Origin of the sequence: Sulfitobacter sp. THAF37, from assembly GCF_009363555.1 — a bacterium.
Classification (GTDB): domain Bacteria; phylum Pseudomonadota; class Alphaproteobacteria; order Rhodobacterales; family Rhodobacteraceae; genus Sulfitobacter.
The window spans coordinates 1047042-1067457 of sequence record NZ_CP045372.1 but is presented as its reverse complement, the minus strand read 5'-3'; the positions used below and the strand labels follow the sequence as shown (position 1 = coordinate 1067457).

Here is a 20416-nt window from a genome sequence, read left to right as displayed (position 1 = left end):
CCGGGACGAGTACAAGCAGGGATCGGTCAATGTCACGGTGTGGTGAAAGCGCGTGAGGCTGGCGTTTTTGCACCCTCGCGGGTGTCTGTGGTGGTTTCGAAAAGCGCCTGTCGGAACAACCGCAGTGCCGGTGCCGGGTCCTCCTCTGACCGGGTCATGATGCCGACGGGTCCGGACATGCTGTCGGTTTCGATGGGCAGGGCCGTCATTCGCCCCGCCGCGATGTCACGCGCAACAACCCCTTGGCTGATGATCCAGACCGCCTGCGCCGAACCCAGCGTCATGGCGCGGGCGAAGGCAGTTGAAACAGTCTCTATATAACGCGGAAAGATCCCTATGCCCCGTTCTATCATGAAGCGGTCGACCAGAGGCCGGATTGCGGCGTTTGGCGGCGGGTAAAGCACGCGATACGCCGCCAGTGCCCCGGCGTCGTTTATCTCGGCTGCCGGATGACCGGTGGCCGCGGCAAATATCACGCGTTCCGAGTAGAGATGCGTGAAGTTGAGACCGGTCATCCGGTCAGTAGGCCCCATGCGCCCGATCACGAGGTCGAAATCCGCGGCGCGCAACCCATCGGTCAGGGTGGTCACGGGTCCTTCGACCACGGTAACGGGCGTGGAGGGGGCCAGGGTTTCGAACCGCAGGATCACATCCGGCAGCAAGTCTGCGGAAACAGAGGGCAGCGTGCCGATTCGCAGCGGGGCCGCGCGCCCCGCGCTGAGCGCATCGAGGCTGGTCAGCCCATGACTGACGGCTGCCAGCCCCTGCTCTGCGAACTGACGGAACACGGCCCCCTCCCGGGTCAGGGAGATGCCTCCGCGTCCCCGGTGCATGAGGGTGGTGCCCAATATGTTTTCAAGATCGGCGAGGGTCTTGGACAAGGTTGACTGGGTCAGGAACATCCGTTCCGCCGCGGCCTTGAGGCTGCCGCAGCGCACCGTTTCTACAAACGCCGCGAGGTGGCGCATCTTGATCTGTCGGGTGCGGTTAAGTTCCATAATGGAAAGTATAACGCCAGTTTTATCATTTTGAATGCGTCTTTTGGCAGTCTATACCGCTGGTGAAGAGTTGGAGAAGACCATGCAAGACAGACACGAAACCGGTATGAAGACACGCCGCCAGGTGTTGGGCGATGCGCATGTGGACCGGGCAGAGGCGGCCAAGGTCGATTTCGACGCGCCGTTTCAGACGCTGATTACCGAAGGGGCCTGGGGCACGGTCTGGGCGGACGATACGATTACCCACAGAGAGCGGTCGATGCTGACACTGGCGCTGCTGGCGGCGATGGGCAATTTCGAGGAGATCCCGATGCATATCCGCGCCAGCCGCAACACCGGTGCAGAACCGCGTGATGTTCTGCAGGCGTTCATGCACGTGGCGATCTATGCTGGCGTGCCCAAGGCAAACCATGCCATCAAGCTGGCCAAGCAGACCTACGCCGAACTGGGAGTCGACCTATGAACACCGGACGCAAGCCCACCACCGGCGGTTTTGTCCCCCGCGACCGCAGCTGGCAGCCAGACGCGCTGACACCGGCCTACAAGACCAGCGTGAAGCGCAGTCCGCAGGCGGCGCTGCTGTCTTTTCCAACCACGCTGAGCGAAGAAACCTCGCCGGTTTTCGGCCATGGCATGCTCGGGGCGCTGGACAATGATCTGATCCATAATTTTGCCCAGTCCGGGCAAAGCGCGATCGGCCCGCGCATCATCGTGCATGGCCGTGTCCTGGACGAGATGGGCCGCCCGGTGCCCGGTGCATTGCTGGAATTCTGGCAGGCCAATGCCGGCGGGCGCTATCGGCACAAGAAGGAAAAGTATCAGGCGGCACTGGACCCCAACTTCGGCGGCTGCGGGCGGACGATCACAGGGGAAGACGGGTCTTACGAATTTCGCACGGTGATGCCGGGACCATATCCCTGGCCCAACGGCATGAACGACTGGCGTCCGGCGCATATTCACTTTTCGGTCTTCGGTCACGGGTTCGCCCAGCGGCTGATCACGCAGATGTACTTCGAGGGCGATCCGCTCATCCCGCTTTGCCCCATCGTGGGTGTTCTGAAATCGCAGGAGGCCATCGACCAGCTGACCGCGCCGCTGGACATGCACCGCACGGTGCCGATGGACGCGCGCGCCTATAAATTCGACATCGTCTTGCGCGGACGGCGGCAAACCTATTTCGAAAACCGGGTGGAGGGGCTTTGACCATGGGACAGAAACTCGATTACCTTAGGGAAAGCCCCAGCCAGACCGCAGGACCCTATGTGCATATCGGCTGCACGCCGAATTTCACGGGGATCGCGGTTTATGGCGGTGATCTGGGAACAGCCATGAAGACCGGTCCCGTCCAGGGACAGGAAATCGTGATCAAGGGGACGGTCTTTGACGGCACCGGCACACCGTTGCGCGACGCGATGATCGAAATCTGGCAGCCCGACGCGGCGGGACTGTTCCCCTCTGCCAATGAAACGCGCGGCAAGGCAGACCCGAATTTTTCCGGCTGGGGGCGGTCCCCGGGCGACATGGAGACCGGCCAATTCACCTTTGACACGGTGAAGCCCGGCGCGGTTCCGATGCCGGATGGCCGCCTGCAGGCGCCACATATCACGGCCTGGATCGTCGCGCGGGGCATCAACATCGGTCTGCACACGCGCATCTACTTCGAAGACGAGACGGAAGCGAATGCCGCGGACCCGCTGCTCAGCGGGATCGAACATCAGAACCGTGTGTCGACCCTGCTCGCCAAAAGGGAAGCGGAGGGCGTCTATCGTTTTGACATTCACCTGCAGGGCCCGAAAGAAACCATATTCTTCGATATCTGAGGCATCTGCATGACCCAACCCTGTATTATCTGCGTCGCCATCACCGGGTCTGTTCCGACCAAGGCGGACAACCCTTCGGTCCCTGTGACGGTCTCTGAACAGATCGAAAGCACGCAAGAGGCCTTTGAGGCTGGCGCGACCATCGCCCATTGCCACGTGCGCAACGATGACGAGACCCCGACCAGCGACCCGGACCGGTTCGCGGCATTGAAAGAGGGGCTGGAAAAGCACTGTCCCGGCATGATCGTGCAGCTATCGACAGGTGGACGGTCGGGTGCGGGGCAGGCGCGGGGCGGAATGCTTTCTCTGCGGCCCGACATGGCGTCACTGTCGGTCGGGTCGAACAACTTCCCCACGCGCGTCTACGAGAATCCGCCGGACCTGGTGGAATGGCTGGCCGACCAGATGATCGTCCATGACGTCAAACCGGAGATCGAGGCCTTTGACCTCAGCCACATCTTTCGTGCCGCCGAAATGCACCGCAAGGGACAGATCAAGGAACTGCCCTATGTCCAGTTCGTGATGGGGGTGAAGAACGCGATGCCGGTGGACCGGGAGGTATTCGATTTCTACCTGAAAACCGTCAAGCGGCTGTTCGGTGCGGATGCGCCGTGGTGTGCCGCCGGAATCGGCCCGAACCAGATTGTCCTGAACGACTGGGCCATCGCCAGCGGCGGCCATGCCCGTACCGGCCTGGAAGACAACATCCGGCTGGATCGGCACACGCTGGCACCGTCGAATGCCGCGCTGGTCAGACGCACGGCTGAAATCTGCGAAAAATACGAACGCCCCGTCGCCACCTGGCAGGACGCCCGCCAGATCCTTGGCCTGCGCCAGACCATCTGACCAGCCGTGTGGGCGGCGCACGACCGCCCGCTTCTTTATGCCAAAAATACCTCAATCCGACATCGGCGATCAGGTGCGGCGGGCCGATCAAAGGGCAGGTCGGCCCGTGACGCCCTGATGAGAGACCTGTCAGGGGCGGCCTGACATGGGCGCTTCTTGCATCGACGTGATACACGCGTTTACATCCGGGTCCGGGCGGTCGGACCGCCGTATCCAGAGGGAGGAACGATGTGAACAAGGTTGCAGTCGTCACGGGTGCCGCAGGTGGCATGGGGCGCGCTATCGTGGCGCAATTGCTGGGCGACGGGTTTCGTGTCGTCGGCCTGGACATTGACGAGGCTGGCCTGATGGACATGGCGACCGACGGCTTTCTCGGCATCAAGACCGATATGACGGATCCCGCCTCCATCGGTCGGGCCTTTGCCGACATTGCCGACGGCCACGGCGGCATCGACGCCCTGGTGAACAATGCCGGCACCTGCTTCATGTCCGAATTTCCCGACATTCCCGAGGACGAATTCGAGAAACAGATGGCGCTGAATTTCTCCGGTGCGTTCCACTGCTGTCAGGCGGCAATCAAGTTGATGCAGGGCCGCCCGGGTGTGCGCAAGATCGTCAATATCTCTTCCAACGGGGCCTATAATTTCGACGCTTTCGACCCGCCGCATTACCGCGCATCCAAGGCCGCGCTCGACACCCTGACCAAGGATCTGGCGCGGCGCTACGCGACCGAAAAGATCGCGGTGAATTCCATCGCGCCCGCCATGACGGAAACGCCGCTGTTCAACGTGGTCAGCAAAGAGGTGCTGGCAGAGGCGATTTCCCAGATGCCGCATGGACGGGCGATGCAACCGTCCGAGATCGCCGCCTGGGTCGGGTTCCTGATTTCGCCTGCCGGGGACGTCTCCAGCGGCAATGTCATCATTCTGAACCAGGGAAGAGACGTGCGTTAGGCTCTATTCGAACCAATTCGGCGCCTTGCGCAGGTCCGGCCATTGCTCGGGGCTGTGCCCATAGATCACCAATGCGTCACGCGCGCGCGCAAGCGCCATCAGGCGGTCCCCGTGAAAGATCGCCTGTTCCTCGTCCCAGGAGCCCGCGAATTTCTCGTCGATCTCCGACGCCCGACTGATCGCGTCCGATGTCAGCAGCACCCAGCCGGTTTCGGGCAGCTCAACCATAAACGCCAGCTGCCCCGGTGCGTGCCCGGGACAATGCAGCACCTCGAACCCCGGGCCAAGCAGCATATCCGACCGGACCAGCCGATAGTCCCTGTCCGGCCAGTCCATCGCCTGTTTCCCGGACCAGTAGAGCGGTCTGGGCAGGGCCCGTTCGGCAGCCGACATCAGGATCGGCGCATGGGGATAGCCTGCCATGTCGCCCACGTGGTCGATATGGGTATGGCTCTGGATCATCAGGGTGATGTCCGATTTCTTCAGCCCCAGTTTCGCAAGCTGCGGGCCGGGCAGGTTTTCTTCGGTCACAGACAGAACGCGCCCGAAGCTGCCCAGATCGTCCTCCGCCGTCGCCGCCTCTGCGTCGATGGCGTACTTCCGGGGAAACCCCGTGTCGATCAGGACCACTTCGTTCGCGTCGGTCTGGATGACAAAACCGCAGATGCCGATGGTGCGGGGGCCTGCGTGAACCTCGAAGAGACCGTAATCAAGCACGGCCAGACGTTTCGGTTTGCCTCGGAGCGTGATCGGTTTATCCATGTTCGCGATTAGCCAGGGGCGGCGCATGAAAGTCAAGATTCACACATTGTTTCAGTACCTGCTGGAAACCACCGATGCGGAGCCGGAGGCCATCGTCGGCTTTTCCCTTTCCGGATCTCCGGTGCTGGGCGACTATCTGGACGCGCTGGATCCGAAGCTGTCGCTGGATTGGAACAACCGTGATTTCAGGGGTCTGCCAGAACTGCGGTCTCATGTTCTGTCGCAGGCCGGGCTTCACGGCCGGTGCCGAACCGAGGACGTGCTGATCACCGCCGGTGCGGCGGAGGCCAACTACCTTGCGATCATGCAGCTGCTTCAGCCCGGAGACGAGATCGTCATCGAAACCCCTGGCTGGCCGCAGGCCGAGGTTCTGGCCAAGGCGATCGGCGCGAAAATCGTCAAGGTGACGCGCCAGGAAAGCGACGGCTGGCACCTGCCGCTCGACCGTCTGCGCGATGCTGTATCCGAACGGACGCGGATGATCTTTGTCACCAACCCGAACAATCCGACGGGCGACCTTTTGTCCGCGGCCCAGCTGGATGAACTGGTGGACATCGCGTCCGGTGTCGGTGCCTGGCTGCTGGTGGACGAAGTTTATGCGGGGTTGGAATGGGACGGACCCCGCGCGCCATCGGTTGCGGGGCTGTACGAAAAGGGGATCACCACCGGGTCGGTCAGCAAGGCGCTGGGCCTGCAGGGGTTGCGCACGGGCTGGATGATTTGCCGGGATGCGGCATTGATCATGGATGCCGTGATTCTGCGCGAAAACAGCTCGGAGATCATGAACATCATGGGAGAGGTGATTGCCGAAATCGCGCTCAGGCCGGCGCGGTACCAGCCCGCGATGAAGAAGGCACGCAAAGAAGGTGCGGCGAACCTCGCGGAAATGAATGCCTGGGTGGACTCGCAGCCGGGTCTGACCTGGGTGCCGCCAAGGGCCGGTCTTATAGGGCTGGCGCGCTTGCCCGCCGGGATCGACAGCGATTCCTTCGCGCGGCTACTGCTGCAAGAGCCATACCGCACCTTCCTGTTGCCGGGCAGCGCCTACGATCAACCAGACCATATCCGACTGGGCGTAGGGGGCGGCGCCGAGGTCAATCTGCACAAGGGTTTGGACCGGGTTGGAGAAGCATTGAAAAATTGGGGAGCCTCATAGGCCGAACATAGCAGGATTTTGGCATCGTCGCCCATAGGACGGCCTGCCGGTAACCCGTCAGCGCCGTCCGGCGTGTTTTTCGGTGGTTATCTGACAAACACCCGGCCCAGTCTTCGGATCGTGGCCATCAGCCGCCAGGACCTGCTTGTCCGCATGGCTTCCTGTTCTGTCAGATGGTAGTGTACGATACCCTGTGCGTGACCCAATGCATGCTGCATCTGCGTCAGTTCCACCTCCAGGGCGTTGATGCGTCGGGCTTGTTCTTCCACTTCGGCTTCCCTATCGATGAGAGCGGCGGTAATATATGCCAGTTCCCGGTAACAGGTCATCAGCGCGGGTTCGGTATCCGAAAAACGCGGCTCATTCGCGTCCTTTTCGGTGCGGGGGGTATTCATGATTTAGGGCCAAATACTCGTTAAACTTGTACATCAACGAGAAATACCAACCTTTGGTTGCCCGGTCCAGAGGGCGGGCATGGCCTAAGTCAAACAAAGCTGCGGACAGTTCGGATCGCGCCGTCCAAGGCCTTGCCTTCGGCGTCCTGCAGGGCGGCTTCCCGCAGGCGGTTCATCCACTCCGCGGCATCCTTGCGCCCCCTCAAAAGGGCGGCTGCATTCATGACCGTCGCAAACTTCGTCAGGCCACGAGCGTGGGTGTCGGAGTATCCCTTGATCAGCCGCCGGTTCTTGAGCAGCTCGACGCTCAGAGCGTAGTCTTCGCCCAGCGGGGCAAGGCTGTCCTCCAGCCATTGGGCCATATGTGCGGTCTCTACCTCGTGCCTGCGGGTCTTCATGCGATACCCCTTCAGACCACCCAGAACGTGCAGCATCACGAAGGACCGCAGGGAGTGCGTGCGCAAGCGTCGACCCTTGTTGAAAATGCGGTCCACCAGCGCCATGCGTTTGGGGTTGGCCTCCCACCTGGCACCGATCCGCGCGGGAAGCAGGCTCACGATCTCTTCGGCGCGCGGATGGAAGAATTCGGTCAGCTCCAGCAGCTGATCGTCCGTTGCGCCCATTTCGGCCTGGATACGCGCCATTCGGGGGGCCCGGGTCTTGAGGTCGGCGACACGAATGATGTCGTCGTAGGCCATGGCATTGGCAATATATTTCGCGGCCGTTGCACTGAGCAGCCAGTTCTCATTCGCGTTGTCCACGGCGACGATCCGGTCGAGATGCGTCAAATAGGTTTCACCATAAGCGCAGTCCTGAAAATCGACCACCTTCATCAAGCCTTTGGCCGCCATGTCCGCTACAGGTTCCGGCAGGGATTTGGCCCGGTGCAGAAGCGCGTTCCAACGCTCGATCTCTTGCGGTGGCCCGGTCAGCTCGGTGACGTCCTGCCTTGGGTTGGTGCCGCTTTGCTGCACGGGCCCGGTGAGTTCTGGCGCTTTGCCCTTCTGAGGTCGTTCGGCGGTGTCGGCACCGTTCTGGGGGGCGTCGTAGCCTGCGGCAAAAGCCTTCAGCGAGGTGTCGACAGCTTTTCCCCCGGCGCGGATCGCGTCCTCGAAAGCTTCCCGTGGGAAGGGCAACGCGCCCGATCCCGCCAAGGCGCCGAACAGGCTGGACGAGATCACGGACCCTTGCGCCACAGCCAGTCCGTCCATGTCCGCGAGGATCAGTTTCTGCGATGCCATCTCGGCAGCGGCGCGGACCTCGTCGGCGTCCGCGATGCCGTCGCCGGGGGTCATCTTCTCTGACACGGCCAGGGCACGGTGGGTCGAACCGATCAGCGTGGTCCGGTCCGGCGTCACGAAACCGCGCATCACCGCACGTCCCACCTCCATCATCTCTGCGGCGATCAGAACATCGACGTCGCCCCCGGCAGGGGCCAAGGCAAAAACAGGCTCTAATTCAGATTTTTTCGCCATTTCCACGTAGTAGATCGTGGCCCCGGTGCGCTGGGCGACCCCCGCGACAGACGTGGCCTGACACGCGTACCCTTGTGATCGCGCCAGCGCCTCGATCCAGTTGGTCAGCACGCCACCGCCCTGACCGCCGACCGCCATGACGGCCAGCTTGATGATCCCCCCCAAGTGTGGGTCGGGTGTCTTTTGTTGAAGGACCATGTTCATGTCGGTGCCCCCGTCAGGCGAAGGCGTCTGGCATCGCGTCGCGCCTGCAGCCAGGAGATGACCCTGCCCCGAAAGCCGGCGCGCCAACGTTCGAAGCCGCCGGGGTTGTGCACCACGTCGGCGCGGTAGAAAGACGGGCAAAGCACAGCGGCATCTGCTACCTCGCCACAGTTGCCGCAGCCGACGCAGGTTTGGTCGATATGCGCGACGGGATCATCGCGCAACGGATCGTCGAGCCGTTTCAGCGACAGTGACGGGCAACCGGACAGGCGAATGCAGGCGTGGTCCCCGGTGCAAATGTCACTGTCCACGCCGAACCGGGGCACATCGACGCGGCGGCCTTCGCCGATGGCCTTGTTGCGCAACGGTTTTTCGCGCCGCTGTTTGTTCAGCATACATTCGGACGATGCGACGATGACCTTCGGTCCCTTGAAATCGGTGGTCAGCGCCTCGCGCAGGGTGTCGCGCACCTTGCCTACGTCATAGGTGTGGTCGATCTGCCTGATCCATTCAACGCCGACGCCTTTTAGCGCGCCGGAGATCGGGTTGTTGGTGGCCTTCGTATCGTTGTGTGCACGGGATGACAGCACGTCCTGCCCGCCGGTCGCGGCGGAATAGTAGTTGTCCACGATCACGACCACATTGTCGGATTTGTTGAACACCATGTTCCCGATCGAGGACGACAGCCCGTTGTGCCAAAAGCCACCGTCACCCAGCATGGAGATCGCCCTGCGTTCACCGCCCCCGTCGAAAGCGGCATTGGATGCCGGACCAAGCCCGTAGCCCATCGTCGCGCCGCCGATTTCAAACGGCGGCAGCGACCCGAACAGGTGGCAGCCGATGTCGCCGGTGATCTGGTGCTTGCCCAATTCCTGTTCAACCAGCTTCATCCCCGCAAAAATGGGCCGTTCCGGACAACCGGTGCAAAAACCGGGGGGCCGGATCGGTACCGTCTTGCTCAGGTCCGGGATCTTGGGTTCTTCGGCATTCGGTGCGCGGACCTTTCCCGGCAACATGTCGGGCGCTGCGGCTTTGAGGAATCCGGTCACGCCGTCCAGCATGACCTGCCCGGTGTATTCGCCCGCCATCGGCAGTACGTCCTTGCCATACAGCTTCAGGCGGCGCCCTGCCTTGTACAGGAATGAGCCGAGATGCTGTTCGATATGTTCGGGCTGCCCTTCCTCGACGACCAGAACATGGTCCTTGCCTTCGCAAAAATCGTCGAATTCGTCTTTGACAAGGGGATATGTGACGTTCAGGCAATAGATCGGCACGTCGGTCCGGCCAAAGAGATCAGCCAGCCCCAGGCGTTGCAGCGCCCTGATCAGGCCGTTGTACATGCCGCCCTGCACAACGATGCCGATCTTGGCGTCCTTCGGGCCGAAGTGTTCGTTCAGCTTGTTTTCCACGATGAACTTTTCCGCCGCGGGCCAGCGGTTCTTGATCTTGTCCTGTTCGTGCATGTAGCTCATCGGCGGCAGGACGACGCGGTTGAAATCCGATTGCGGGTTCGCGATGGCCTGTTTCACCGTCAGCGGGGGCGGGACGTTGTCCTTGGTTTCAAAGCTGCCGGTGACGTGACAGGACCGGATCCGCACCATCAGCATGACGGGGGTGTTCGATGCCTCGCTCAGCTCGAACCCGTCTTTGACCGCCTTGGTGATGCTGGGCAGGTTGGGGCGCGGGTCCAGCATCCAGAACTGCGACTTCATGGCAAAGGCATGCGATCGTTCCTGCATGATGGAGGACCCTTCGCCATAATCCTCTCCGACGATCACCAGCGCGCCGCCGTTCACGCCGGACGAACACAGGTTGGCCAAGGCATCTGACGCGACATTGACGCCGACCGGACCCTTGAATGTCACCGCGCCGCGGATCGGGTAGTGGACCGATGCCGCCAGCATCGCGGCGGCGGCCGCTTCGGAGGCGTTGGCCTCGAACCGCACACCGAGTTCGGCCATCAGTTCCTCCGCGTCGGCCAGAACGTCCATCAGGTGAGAGATCGGCGCGCCCTGATAGCCGCCCACGTATCCGACGCCGTTTTCCAGCAGCGCCTTGGTGATCGCAAGGATTCCCTCACCGGTAAAAACATCACCGTTGCCTTTGCGCAGGTGTTCTACTTCCGCCTTGAAGGATCGTTCAGCCATCGAAGTACCCTCTTAAAAGTCGTGTTTCCGTATGTTGCGCAGCATGGTCTGGAGCGTGGCGACAAAGTTGCGCTGCTCGGCCGGGCTGATCCCCTTGAACATCGCCTCATAAGAGGCGGACATATGGGGCCATAGCCTGTCGTAGGCTTCGCGTCCCGCGTCCGTCAGGAACACCCGTGTGGCGCGGCTGTCTTTCTCGTCCGTCTCGCGGCGGACCAGGCCGGAGACTGCCAGCGCGTCCAGGGCGCGGCTGAGTGTCGATTGTTGCACGACGGCATAGACCGCAAGTTCGCGGATTAGAATTCCGTCAATGACGGACAGCACCGCCAGAGACCGCATCTGCGGGGTCGTCAGCCCCAGTTCCGCCATTTCGGATGAAAGGGAGGCATTGTATCGGCCAATTATGCGATTCATCAGGTAGGGGGCGAAATTCTCCAGACCCATTTCACCCAGTCGGAGCGCGTCCTTTTCCGTGTCCTGTTGCTTCATGCGCCCAGACCTTTCGCAATGTTGAAGCCCGAACCGCCGCCCAGGCCGGGACCGGGATGGGTCGATGCACCGATATGGTACAACCCCTTGATCGGCGTGGCGTTGTTAGACTGCGTGGCGTAGGGGCGCCAGACAAAGAACTGGTCGATTGTGCAGGCACCGCCATAGGGGTCGCCGCCAACGAGGTTGATGTTCATGCCTTCAAGATCCGCAGGGGAATAGGCCCTGCGTTCGAGCCGGATGGCATCCCAGTTCTGGATGTGTCGTTTCAGGATGCCTTCGATGCGGTCGGCGTAGGCTTCACGCATGGTCTCGGTCCAGTCGGGGGTGGTGTCGATCTCTGCCGCCGCGTCGCCCTTGATCACGCGGGGCGCATCGGGGATTTGCAGCCACAGGATGGCCTTGCCCTCGGGGCAGCGGGTCGGGTCCAGCCGGTGAGGTTGCCCGACGCAGATCGTTGGCGTTTCCGGCAACATGCCCCGTTCCGCCTCGTTGCTGGACTTGGACACTGAATCTATCCCGTCAGCGAGGTGGATCAGCGCGACATCCTCCAGCCCTTCGGCATCCCATTCTATGGGTCCGTCAAGCGCATAGTGGAGCTGGAAATTGCCCCGGCCATGTCGAAACTTCTTTGTCGGTTCGGGCAGTGTTTCCGCCTTGAGCAGATCGCCGTAAAGCTGGCCGGGCGCCGTGCTGGCGATCACATTGCGGGCCAACAGTTCCTCGCCTTGCATGGTGCGCACACCGATGGCCTTGCCGCCCTCTGTAAGGATGCTGGCGGCCTCCACCCCGGTGCGGACTTCGCCGCCATTCGCCTTTATCAGAGACAAGAATGCGGCAGCGGCCTGTCCCGCGCCGCCCTTGACCACGGGCGCGCCCGCGGCCTCCAGCGCAAATGCGATCACGCGGGTCATCTGACCGCTGTAGCTGGCTTCGGGCGTCAGGCCGACGTGCAGCACCCACGGCGCCCAGAGAGCCTGCACATCGGCGCTTTGATAGCGCGTCTCAAGCCAGCCGCGGGTCGGCTCCAACGCTTCCCCGAACCAGGTCTTGAGCGGGCCAAGACCCCGCTTCCATGCCTGTTTTGCCAGTAACAGAGCCGTTTTTCCGGACCAGAGCGGTTGACCCAGAAGGGCGAACAGGAACGCTGCGTCCTCTTCGACCTTTCCCACATCCGCGCCATGTTGATCACCATCACCTGCGCCACGGCTGTTGAAGGTCCTGATGTTGCTGTCGCGGTCCATTGTGAGGGTCAGCGCGCTGCCGTCCGGCCTGAGAACGGCGGTCGGGTGCGAGATATGGCAGAACTCCAGCCCGTGGTTTGCCAGGTCTTCGCCCAGTGCGCCATAGGCTGGCCCGGTCAGGAACAGAACGAATGTCGCCGCCATGACATCGTGATGATACCCCGGCAGCGTGACCTGATCGGAGGTGAACATGCAGCCCCCGATCCGGTCTTCGCGTTCGATCATCAACACACTGTCGCCTTTCCGCGACAGCATGGCCGCCGCGACCAGGGCGTTGATACCCGATCCGATGATCAGATGATCGACCGTCGCCACCCCTTAACCCTTGGGTACAAGTGCCAGCGCACGGATCGGGCTGCCTGTGCCGTTTTCGATCTTCAGTGGCGCAGCGATCAGCACGGCGCCCTTTGCCGGCAGCTTGGACAGGTTGGCCAGGGATGCGAGGCCAAAACAATTGTCCCGGTGCAGAAAGTTATGCGCGGGGAAGGGCGGTTCCATCCCGCCGGCCTGGCCGGCATCGGTGCCGATGCACTGGGTTCCCCAGCCGACAATCTTCTTGCCCAGCAGATATTCGATCGCTTCCGGGGTCGGGCCGGGGCTGTGCGGGCCATTTTCGTCGGCGTTGAGGAATCTCCCCTCGTCATCCGCGCGCGAATCCCAATCGGTGCGCATCACGACCCATTCGCCTTCCTTGATCTCTCCGTGCTCTTTTTCCCATTCCTTGATATGGTCGGCGGTCAGAAGGAAATCCTCGTCCTCGGCCGCTTCCTTGGAGCAGTCGATCACGTTGACCGGCGCGATCAGGCGCTGGACGTCCAGTTTGTCGGTATAGCCGTCCGCGTGGTCCTTGCCTGTGACCCAATGGTGCGGAGCATCGAAGTGGGTGCCCGTATGTTCACCCAGCACCATCCAGTTCCAGGCAAAGAACGGGCCGTCGTCGTCATACTCCGAAATCTTGTGAATTTCGACTTTTGGCGTGTTCTTGGCAAAGTCCGGCGGCAGTTGCAGAATGGGTGTGTTGGGCCCCAGAATGCCGGTGCAATCCACCACCTCGACACCGCCAGAGGCCAGCATCGCCCCTAGGTTGCTTACAACATCAGTTGCATTCATTTGATCGTCTCCCTGGATCTGCGTGATTGGCTTCACGCTATAGTAGATGAATCAATGCTAGACAAAATTACATGCGTTTGCAATTATCTTGTTCAAGGAGCGCAGACCAAATGGCTGAGAATCCCGACGCGATTATCATAGGGGCTGGTCACAACAGTCTCGCTTGCGCGTGCCACCTCGCGGCGCGCGGCTGGAAGGTTGCGGTCTATGAACAGAACGCGGTGCCCGGCGGTGCGGTCAAGACAGGAGAGTACACGTTGCCGGGCTTTCGCCACGACTGGGCGGCGATGAACCTGTCGCTGTTCGCGGGGTCAGCGTTTCACCAGCAACATGGGGCCGAACTGGCGAAACACGGGCTTTCCTTTGCACCGACCGCCAACCCCTTTGCCAGTCTCTTTCCCGATGGGCGCTGGCTGGGTGTGTCGAACGACGCGGCGCTGACCACCGCGCGGATACGCGGTTTTTCCCAGGCGGATGCAGAGGCATGGAAGCGCCTGACCGAGAGCTTTCCAGCCGATGCCGAAGCGATCCTTGGCGTGCTGGGCAGTCCGATGAACATGCGGGCGCTGGGCATGCTCATGGGCAAGACCATGTGGAAGCGCGGCAGCCCCGGCGCGCTGGACCTCGCGCGGTTCCTGATGACGTCGCCCCGGGCCTGGCTGGACCAGACCTTCGAACACGATCAGGTCAAGGCGACGCTGGCGGCATGGGGGATGCATCTTGATTTCGCCCCTGACATCGCGGGCGGCGCGGTGTTCCCCTACCTTGAGGCGATGGCCGGTCAGGCGTTTGGCATGGTGCTGGGACAAGGCGGTGCAGACACGATTACCGGTGCCATGATCTCGATGATAGAGGCGCGAGGCGGGTCAGTCACCTGCGGTGCTGAGGTCCGTCATATCGAACAGGCAGGGGGGCGTGCGATTGGCGTCGTGCTGGCTGACGAGACAGTGGTGCGCGCCGAAAAGGCGGTGATCGCCAATGTCTCGCCAGCGGGGTTGCTCAGGCTGACGGGCGGGACGGGCGATCCACGCCACGAACGGGCGATGGAGACGTTCCAGCACGCGCCGGGTACGATGATGATCCATCTGGCTTTGGATCAATTGCCGGAGTGGCCTGCGCCCGAGCTGAAACGATTTGCCTATGTGCATCTGGCACCGTCGATGGACCAGATGGCACGCACCTATGCCCAGGCCAAGGCGGGGTTGCTGCCGGACGAACCGGTGATCGTCTGCGGTCAGCCAACAGTGGTCGACCCGTCGCGTGCGCCGGAGGGCAAACATATCCTGTGGCTTCAGGTCCGCATGGCACCGGGGCAGATCAGGGGTGACGCGGCTGGCGGCATTGATGCCAGAAACTGGCAGGATACGGCAGAGCCCTTTGCAGACCGCGCCCTTGATATCCTGGAGCGTTACGCCCCCGGAACGCGCGACCACATCATCGGAAAACATGTCGTAACACCCGACATGTTCGAGGCGGACAATCCGAACCTTGTGGGCGGCGATCAGGTCTGCGGCAGCCATCATCTGCATCAGCATTTCATCAACCGTCCGGCGCGTGGCTATGCCGACGGGACGACTCCAATCCGAAATCTTTATCTCACCGGCGCCGCAGTCTGGCCCGGTGGCGGCACAGGGGCAGGGCCCGGCACCCTCCTGGCCAGAAAACTTGCCGGAAACTAACTGGAAAAATCCAGATCAACAGGGGAACAACAATGTCACTTTCAAGAAGAAGCTTGCTCAAGTCTTCGGCGGCGGCTGCCGCTTTTGCCACCATCGGCCTGCCCAGCTTTGCGCAGGAGATCGAGGAACTGGTGATCGCCTATAACGTCAACCTGCCCAGCTGGGATCCCACGGTCGGGCCTTCGGCGGTCAACCCGACGATCCAGGGGATCTACCAATCCGTGTACGATCTGTACATTCACCAGGAACCGGACCTGTCGTTTGGTCCCGGCCTGATCACCGACTGGGGCTGGAACGAGGACAATACCAAGCTGTGGATGGATGTGCGCGAGGGCGTCACCTGGCACAACGGCGATCCCTTCACCGCAGAGGATGTCGCGTGGTCGCTGCAACGGGCGGCGAACCCGGATACCGGCAACCCGATCCAGTTCATCTGGGGCAAGGTCGAGAACATCGTCGCCGACGGCAACCGCGTCACCGCGGATGTGAAAGAATATGAACCCACCTTCTTCAAGTGGATGAGCTTTCTCACCGGCTATGTTCTGCCCAAGAAGTACTACGAGGAAGTGGGAGCCGAAGGATTCGAGGAGGCACCGATCGGTACCGGCCCCTACATGGTCGACCGGTTCGAGCGCAACGCCTTCGTCCGGTTGAAGGCCAACGAAAACTACTGGGGCGGTGCGCCGGAGTTCAAGACGGTGACGATCAAGTTCGTGACCGATGCCGCCAGCCGCGTGGCCGAGATAGAGTCAGGCAATTCTCATGTGACGCTTGAAGTGCCCTATGAGGAATTCGACCGGTTGAAGGCAAAGGACGGGATCGACGGCGTGGCCGAGCCGGTTTCGGACATCGGTATGATCTTTCTCAACGACATCGACGTGATGACCGACCCCAATGTCCGCAAGGCGGCGGCCCATGCGATCGACAAGCCGCTGATCATCGAACGGCTGCTGTCCGGTTACGGTATCCCGATCGACACCCTGCAGACACCGGATTACGTTGCCTACGACGAGACGATCAAGGTTCCCTACGACCCCGAGTTGTCCAAGCAGCTTCTGGCCGAAAGCGGCTACGGTCCCGACAACCCGGTAAAGTTCAAGATCCAGACCACCCGCGGCTTCAAGCCAAAGGATTACGAGATGGTTCAGGCCATCGTCGGTCTCTGGCGGCGGGTCGGTATCGAAGCCGAGATCGAAGTTTACGAGATCGCCAAACACTATGAACTGCGCGCTGCGGATACATTGGCCCCTGCTGCGTTCTACAACTGGGGCAATTCGGTTGGCGACCCGACCACTTCGACCGGGTTCGCCATGTTCGGCCCCTCTCCGCACTCGGTCTGGGACGGGCAGGAAACCTTCGATGCCATTCTTCCGCTTTGGGCTGAAGCGGACGAGGAGAAACGCATCGAAGGGTGGAAAGGCGTGGATCGCCTGGTCGCCGAGAATGCCGAGGTCATCCCGCTGCTGCAGTATGTTCAACCGATCCTGTCGGTGTCGGGTGTCAAGGTAACACCGCACCGGTCGGGCGCGCTGCTGCCGCACCTGATGAAGCGGGCCTGACGGCTCTCCCTGACTGGTGGGGTCGTCTGCGCGGCCCCACCCCTTTTTTCGGGTTTGAATGGCATTTCTGCGCACCATCTTCCTGCGGTTGCTGACCACCGCCATCACGCTGTTCGGCGTGGCGGTGATCGTGTTTGTCGTCATCCGCGTCGTGCCGGGCAACCCCATCGCCATGATGCTGCCGCCCGGGGCGACCGATGCCGACATTGCCCGGCTTGAGGCCCAGTACGGTTTCGACAAGTCGATTTTCGGCCAGTTCATCATCTGGTTCAGCGGTGTGCTGCAAGGCGATTTCGGCACGTCGATTTCGTTGCGGCAACCGGTTTCGACGCTGGTTCTGAATCGGCTTCCCGCCACGTTGGAGCTGTCTTTCGTCGCCCTGCTCTTGGCGGTGGCGATGGGTGGGACCATGGCGTTGATCGGCACGCGGTTTCGGGACGGCACGGCCGAAGGAGCGGTGGATGTTACCGCGGGCATGGCCCTGTCCATTCCGGATTTCCTGTGGGGGCTGGTCCTGATCCTGCTGTTCGGGGTGCTCTGGCCCGTTTTCCACATCTCGGGACGCATCTCGCCTTCGCTCAACATCGATTTCAGCACCAACTTCTACCTGTTCGAAGCCATCGCGCGGTTGCGCTTCGACGTTATCGCCGATCTGGCCGCCCATATGTTCATGCCGGCGCTGGCGCTGGCGATTCCGCTCGCGGCGATCATCTCGCAACTGTTGAAGCAGTCGCTGAAAGAGACCATGCACCTCGATTACGTGACGCTGGCGCGGACAAAGGGATACGCCGAGAACCATGTGATCATTCGAGAGGCCCTGCCGAACGCGATCCTGCCGACACTGACACTGGTGGGAGTACAGTTTACCTTTCTGATCGGCGGGACCGTAATCATCGAACGCCTTTTCAGCTACGAGGGGCTTGGCAATATGGCCATTGACGCGGTGATCAACCGGGATTTGCCCCTGATACAGGGGATCGTGATCCTCTTCGCGCTGCTGTTCACTCTCGTCAATCTCGCCGTCGATATGCTGTACGTCGTCCTGAACCCGAGGTTGCGCCATGCGTGATGCGCGAGGCGATGTGCGCCGCCCGATCGGGGCGCGGTTGTGGCTTTCGGGCGGCTGGTTGTCCCTGCTGATACTGGCGGCGGTGTTTGCGCCCTGGATTGCCCCCAAGGACCCGCTCATGCAGGACCTGTTCCTGGGTCGGCTGCCCCCATTCTGGCAGGCGGGGACAGAGCCGGGCTATTGGCTGGGCACGGATTCGCTGGGCCGGGACGTCCTGTCCCGCATGCTGTACGGCGCGCGGCTCGCGTTGGTGGTGGCGCTTGTCGCCGGGACGCTGACCTGTATCATCGGCGCGACGCTGGGATTGATTGCAGGGTATTATCGCGGCTGGCCGGACCGGATCATCAGCCGTTTCGTAGACATCTGGATGGCCTTTCCGCCGGTGCTTTTCGCGATCCTGCTGATCGCCGTGCTGGGGCCGGGGCTGTGGTCGATCATCATCGCCATCGTGGTGATCGACTGGACGCGTTTTGCCCGGGTGGTCCGGGCCGAGGCGATGAGCCAGGGCGCGATGGACTACGTCGCCTCCGCGCAGGTTGCAGGACGCGGGCAGCTGGGCACCATGCTGACAGAGATCCTGCCCAACGTGCTGCCGACCGTTCTGGCCCTGTTGACGCTGGAGATGGGTATTGCCGTCATCGTTGAGGCGATCCTGTCCTTTGTGAACCTGTCGATCTCGACCGATAGCCCGACCTGGGGCGGCATGATCGCCGAGGGCCGAACATCGGTGCACCAGGCATGGTGGGTGCTGGTCTTTCCGCTGATCGCGCTGTTTCTGACGGTGCTCAGCTTTTCCCAACTGGGCGAGGGGTTGAAGGACCGCTTCGATCCGGTGCTGAGATGACCGGTTTTCTGTCCATCCGCAATCTGACGGTGCGCCTGAAAAACGGCGCGCCCATACTGCGTGCGGTTTCGCAGGAGGTCGCCGCCGGGCAGGTGCACGGGTTGGTGGGTGAATCCGGCGCGGGCAAGTCGATGATCGGCAAGGCGGTGCTGGGCACCTTGCCCCGCGCACTGGAGGTGACGGGAGGCGAGATCTGGCTGGACGGGACAAACCTGATGGCCCTGTCCGCCGCCGAGCGGCGCAGGCGCATCGGCGCCACGGCTGCGTTGATCCCGCAGGACCCGCTGACCGCCCTGAACCCGTCAAAGCGGATCGGACCACAGATCACCCGAAGGCTGGTGGATATCCTGGGCTGGAGCCGCAAGGCCGCCGAAGCCCGCGCGCTTGACCTGCTGGAAGAGGTGCATATTCCCGACCCCGCACGGGTGATGCGCACCTACCCGCACGAACTGTCTGGCGGCATGCGGCAGCGCATACTGATCGCCTCCGCCTTTGCTGCGGAACCCCGGCTGATCATCGCGGACGAGCCGACGACGGCGCTGGACGTCACGGTGCAAAAGCAGATCATCCGCCTGATCTCTGAGATGCAGACCCGGCACGGCACCGCGTTGCTGTTCGTGACGCATGATCTGGGGGTCGTCTCAAAGGTCTGCGATACGTTGAGCGTGCTCTACGCAGGCAAAGTGGTTGAAAACGCACGAATGCAGCGTTTCTTCATGCGGCCGATCCATCCCTACTCCGCGGCGCTGCTGGCGGCGACGCCGACCTATACCGACCCGAAGGGCAGTCTCGCGCCGGTGTCCCGGGATGTGATTGCCGCGGTCGAGGCCGAAGTCGCCGAACACGACGCGAGGCGCGCGCGATGATCTACCAGATCAAGGACCTGCACCTGTCCCTGCCCGACATGACGCGCAAACCGTTGTTGGGGCCAACGCCACGGATAGAGATCCTGAAGGGGCTGACCTTTGACATCCCCAAGGGCGCCGTGGTCGGGATCGTCGGCGGCTCCGGTTCGGGCAAATCGACATTGGGTCGCGCCATGTTGCGTTTGCTGGAGCCGACCGGGGGTGAGATCGTATTCGATGGACAGACCATCACGCATCTAAGCGAAACCGCGCTGCGCCCGCTGCGGCGGCGGTTTCAGATGATATTCCAGGACCCGATGTCGTCACTCAACCCGCGGCGGCGGGTCGGGGGCATCATCGCGGGGCCGCTTCGGTTGCACGGTTTCGACGGGATACGAGGCCGCGTGGACGAGGCACTGGATATGGTGGGTCTTCCCCTTCATTTTGCCGGACGCTATCCGCACGAATTGTCGGGTGGTCAGCGCCAGCGGGTCGGGATCGCGCGTGCCATTGCCCTGCGCCCAGACTTCATCCTGGCTGACGAAATCGTTTCCGGGCTGGATGTGTCGTCGCAGGCGCAGGTGCTGAACCTGCTGGAAGAACTGGTGCGGGATCTTGGCCTCACGCTGGCCTTCATCAGTCATGATCTGTCGGTGATCCGGCGTCTGTGTGATCGTGTGATCGTTCTGCGCCAGGGCGTCATCGTGGAAGAGGCCGAGACGGCGGCCCTGTTCGACGCGCCGCAGGCACGCTATACGCAGGAGCTGTTGCAGGCCATTCCCCTGCCGGATCCATTCCAGAAGTGGCTATGACCAAAAATC

20 protein-coding genes are annotated in these 20416 nt (G+C 62.0%); 12 read left to right on the top strand and 8 right to left on the bottom strand.

Going from position 1 to position 20416, the window contains the following annotated elements; all coding sequences use genetic code 11:
• Positions 1-32: 32 nt before the first annotated feature.
• Positions 33-998, bottom strand: a complete 966-nt coding sequence (gene pcaQ / locus FIU94_RS05300) for a pca operon transcription factor PcaQ (protein WP_152464784.1) — start codon at positions 996-998, stop codon at positions 33-35.
• A gap of 82 nt (positions 999-1080) precedes the next feature.
• Here pcaQ and pcaC point away from each other — a divergent pair, with 82 nt between their 5' ends.
• From pcaC to FIU94_RS05275, 5 genes are all read left to right on the top strand, one after another.
• Positions 1081-1461 carry a 4-carboxymuconolactone decarboxylase gene (pcaC, locus tag FIU94_RS05295; protein ID WP_152464783.1) on the top strand — a complete coding sequence of 127 codons (381 nt, stop codon included), beginning with the start codon at positions 1081-1083 and terminating at the stop codon, positions 1459-1461.
• Positions 1458-2201, top strand: coding sequence for a protocatechuate 3,4-dioxygenase subunit beta (pcaH, locus tag FIU94_RS05290; RefSeq protein ID WP_152464782.1), 744 nt, complete (start codon positions 1458-1460; stop codon positions 2199-2201). Before pcaC ends, pcaH begins: the two co-directional genes overlap by 4 nt.
• A gap of 2 nt (positions 2202-2203) precedes the next feature.
• Positions 2204-2818: a protocatechuate 3,4-dioxygenase subunit alpha gene (gene pcaG, locus FIU94_RS05285; protein ID WP_152464781.1), complete on the top strand. Its 615-nt coding sequence runs from the start codon at positions 2204-2206 to the stop codon at positions 2816-2818.
• Between the two features lie 9 nt (positions 2819-2827).
• Entirely contained in the window at positions 2828-3664 is an 837-nt protein-coding gene (locus FIU94_RS05280) for a 3-keto-5-aminohexanoate cleavage protein (protein WP_152464780.1), read from the top strand.
• A 230-nt stretch (positions 3665-3894) separates the two neighbouring features.
• Positions 3895-4617, top strand: coding sequence for an SDR family NAD(P)-dependent oxidoreductase (locus FIU94_RS05275; protein ID WP_254702618.1), 723 nt, complete (start codon positions 3895-3897; stop codon positions 4615-4617).
• Between the two features lie 3 nt (positions 4618-4620).
• Here FIU94_RS05275 and FIU94_RS05270 read toward each other — a convergent pair whose 3' ends face one another.
• Entirely contained in the window at positions 4621-5379 is a 759-nt protein-coding gene (locus FIU94_RS05270; protein WP_152464779.1) for an MBL fold metallo-hydrolase, read from the bottom strand.
• Positions 5380-5404: 25 nt separating this feature from the next.
• On the opposite strand from FIU94_RS05270, the gene FIU94_RS05265 reads away from it, so the two are divergent.
• A complete protein-coding gene (locus FIU94_RS05265) occupies positions 5405-6535 on the top strand; it encodes an aminotransferase class I/II-fold pyridoxal phosphate-dependent enzyme (protein ID WP_152464778.1) in 1131 nt (376 codons plus the stop codon).
• An 86-nt stretch (positions 6536-6621) separates the two neighbouring features.
• Here the strand turns inward: FIU94_RS05265 and FIU94_RS05260 are convergent, their stop codons facing one another.
• From FIU94_RS05260 to FIU94_RS05235, 6 genes are all read right to left on the bottom strand, one after another.
• A complete protein-coding gene (locus FIU94_RS05260; RefSeq protein WP_152464777.1) occupies positions 6622-6930 on the bottom strand; it encodes a hypothetical protein in 309 nt (102 codons plus the stop codon).
• An 89-nt stretch (positions 6931-7019) separates the two neighbouring features.
• Positions 7020-8609 (bottom strand): indolepyruvate oxidoreductase subunit beta family protein, encoded by a 1590-nt coding sequence (locus FIU94_RS05255; protein ID WP_216643257.1) that lies wholly within the window; start codon positions 8607-8609, stop codon positions 7020-7022.
• On the bottom strand, positions 8606-10756 hold the full coding sequence (locus FIU94_RS05250; RefSeq protein ID WP_152464776.1) for an indolepyruvate ferredoxin oxidoreductase subunit alpha: 2151 nt from the start codon (positions 10754-10756) through the stop codon (positions 8606-8608). The genes FIU94_RS05255 and FIU94_RS05250 overlap by 4 nt, the downstream gene beginning before the upstream one ends.
• A 12-nt stretch (positions 10757-10768) precedes the next feature.
• Positions 10769-11245: a MarR family winged helix-turn-helix transcriptional regulator gene (locus tag FIU94_RS05245; RefSeq protein WP_152464775.1), complete on the bottom strand. Its 477-nt coding sequence runs from the start codon at positions 11243-11245 to the stop codon at positions 10769-10771.
• Positions 11242-12804, bottom strand: coding sequence for an NAD(P)/FAD-dependent oxidoreductase (locus tag FIU94_RS05240; RefSeq protein ID WP_152464774.1), 1563 nt, complete (start codon positions 12802-12804; stop codon positions 11242-11244). Before FIU94_RS05240 ends, FIU94_RS05245 begins: the two co-directional genes overlap by 4 nt.
• Before the next feature lie 3 nt (positions 12805-12807).
• Positions 12808-13599, bottom strand: a complete 792-nt coding sequence (locus FIU94_RS05235; RefSeq protein WP_152464773.1) for a cyclase family protein — start codon at positions 13597-13599, stop codon at positions 12808-12810.
• A 110-nt stretch (positions 13600-13709) separates the two neighbouring features.
• Between FIU94_RS05235 and FIU94_RS05230 the strand changes: the two genes are divergently transcribed.
• From FIU94_RS05230 to FIU94_RS05205, 6 genes are read left to right on the top strand one after another with little or no spacing between them, the layout of a single operon-like run.
• Entirely contained in the window at positions 13710-15278 is a 1569-nt protein-coding gene (locus tag FIU94_RS05230) for an NAD(P)/FAD-dependent oxidoreductase (RefSeq protein ID WP_152464772.1), read from the top strand.
• A gap of 53 nt (positions 15279-15331) precedes the next feature.
• Positions 15332-16837, top strand: a complete 1506-nt coding sequence (locus FIU94_RS05225) for an ABC transporter substrate-binding protein (RefSeq protein ID WP_254702617.1) — start codon at positions 15332-15334, stop codon at positions 16835-16837.
• A 58-nt stretch (positions 16838-16895) separates the two neighbouring features.
• Positions 16896-17906, top strand: a complete 1011-nt coding sequence (locus FIU94_RS05220; protein ID WP_152464770.1) for an ABC transporter permease — start codon at positions 16896-16898, stop codon at positions 17904-17906.
• On the top strand, positions 17899-18750 hold the full coding sequence (locus tag FIU94_RS05215) for an ABC transporter permease (RefSeq protein ID WP_152464769.1): 852 nt from the start codon (positions 17899-17901) through the stop codon (positions 18748-18750). Before FIU94_RS05220 ends, FIU94_RS05215 begins: the two co-directional genes overlap by 8 nt.
• Positions 18747-19616, top strand: a complete 870-nt coding sequence (locus FIU94_RS05210) for an ABC transporter ATP-binding protein (protein ID WP_152464768.1) — start codon at positions 18747-18749, stop codon at positions 19614-19616. Before FIU94_RS05215 ends, FIU94_RS05210 begins: the two co-directional genes overlap by 4 nt.
• A complete protein-coding gene (locus tag FIU94_RS05205; protein WP_152464767.1) occupies positions 19613-20407 on the top strand; it encodes an ATP-binding cassette domain-containing protein in 795 nt (264 codons plus the stop codon). The genes FIU94_RS05210 and FIU94_RS05205 overlap by 4 nt, the downstream gene beginning before the upstream one ends.
• Positions 20408-20416: the final 9 nt, after the last annotated feature.

Coding starts and splice junctions, on each gene's coding strand:
- FIU94_RS05215 (WP_152464769.1), top strand. CDS start 17,899: ATGCGTGATGCGCGAGGCGATGTGCGCCGCCCGATCGGGGCGCGGTTG.
- FIU94_RS05210 (WP_152464768.1), top strand. CDS start 18,747: ATGACCGGTTTTCTGTCCATCCGCAATCTGACGGTGCGCCTGAAAAAC.
- pcaH (WP_152464782.1), top strand. CDS start 1,458: ATGAACACCGGACGCAAGCCCACCACCGGCGGTTTTGTCCCCCGCGAC.
- FIU94_RS05230 (WP_152464772.1), top strand. CDS start 13,710: ATGGCTGAGAATCCCGACGCGATTATCATAGGGGCTGGTCACAACAGT.
- FIU94_RS05235 (WP_152464773.1), bottom strand. CDS start 13,599: ATGAATGCAACTGATGTTGTAAGCAACCTAGGGGCGATGCTGGCCTCT.
- pcaC (WP_152464783.1), top strand. CDS start 1,081: ATGCAAGACAGACACGAAACCGGTATGAAGACACGCCGCCAGGTGTTG.
- pcaQ (WP_152464784.1), bottom strand. CDS start 998: ATGGAACTTAACCGCACCCGACAGATCAAGATGCGCCACCTCGCGGCG.
- FIU94_RS05260 (WP_152464777.1), bottom strand. CDS start 6,930: ATGAATACCCCCCGCACCGAAAAGGACGCGAATGAGCCGCGTTTTTCG.
- FIU94_RS05245 (WP_152464775.1), bottom strand. CDS start 11,245: ATGAAGCAACAGGACACGGAAAAGGACGCGCTCCGACTGGGTGAAATG.
- FIU94_RS05250 (WP_152464776.1), bottom strand. CDS start 10,756: ATGGCTGAACGATCCTTCAAGGCGGAAGTAGAACACCTGCGCAAAGGC.
- FIU94_RS05270 (WP_152464779.1), bottom strand. CDS start 5,379: ATGGATAAACCGATCACGCTCCGAGGCAAACCGAAACGTCTGGCCGTG.
- FIU94_RS05255 (WP_216643257.1), bottom strand. CDS start 8,609: ATGAACATGGTCCTTCAACAAAAGACACCCGACCCACACTTGGGGGGG.
- pcaG (WP_152464781.1), top strand. CDS start 2,204: ATGGGACAGAAACTCGATTACCTTAGGGAAAGCCCCAGCCAGACCGCA.
- FIU94_RS05280 (WP_152464780.1), top strand. CDS start 2,828: ATGACCCAACCCTGTATTATCTGCGTCGCCATCACCGGGTCTGTTCCG.
- FIU94_RS05205 (WP_152464767.1), top strand. CDS start 19,613: ATGATCTACCAGATCAAGGACCTGCACCTGTCCCTGCCCGACATGACG.
- FIU94_RS05220 (WP_152464770.1), top strand. CDS start 16,896: ATGGCATTTCTGCGCACCATCTTCCTGCGGTTGCTGACCACCGCCATC.
- FIU94_RS05265 (WP_152464778.1), top strand. CDS start 5,405: ATGAAAGTCAAGATTCACACATTGTTTCAGTACCTGCTGGAAACCACC.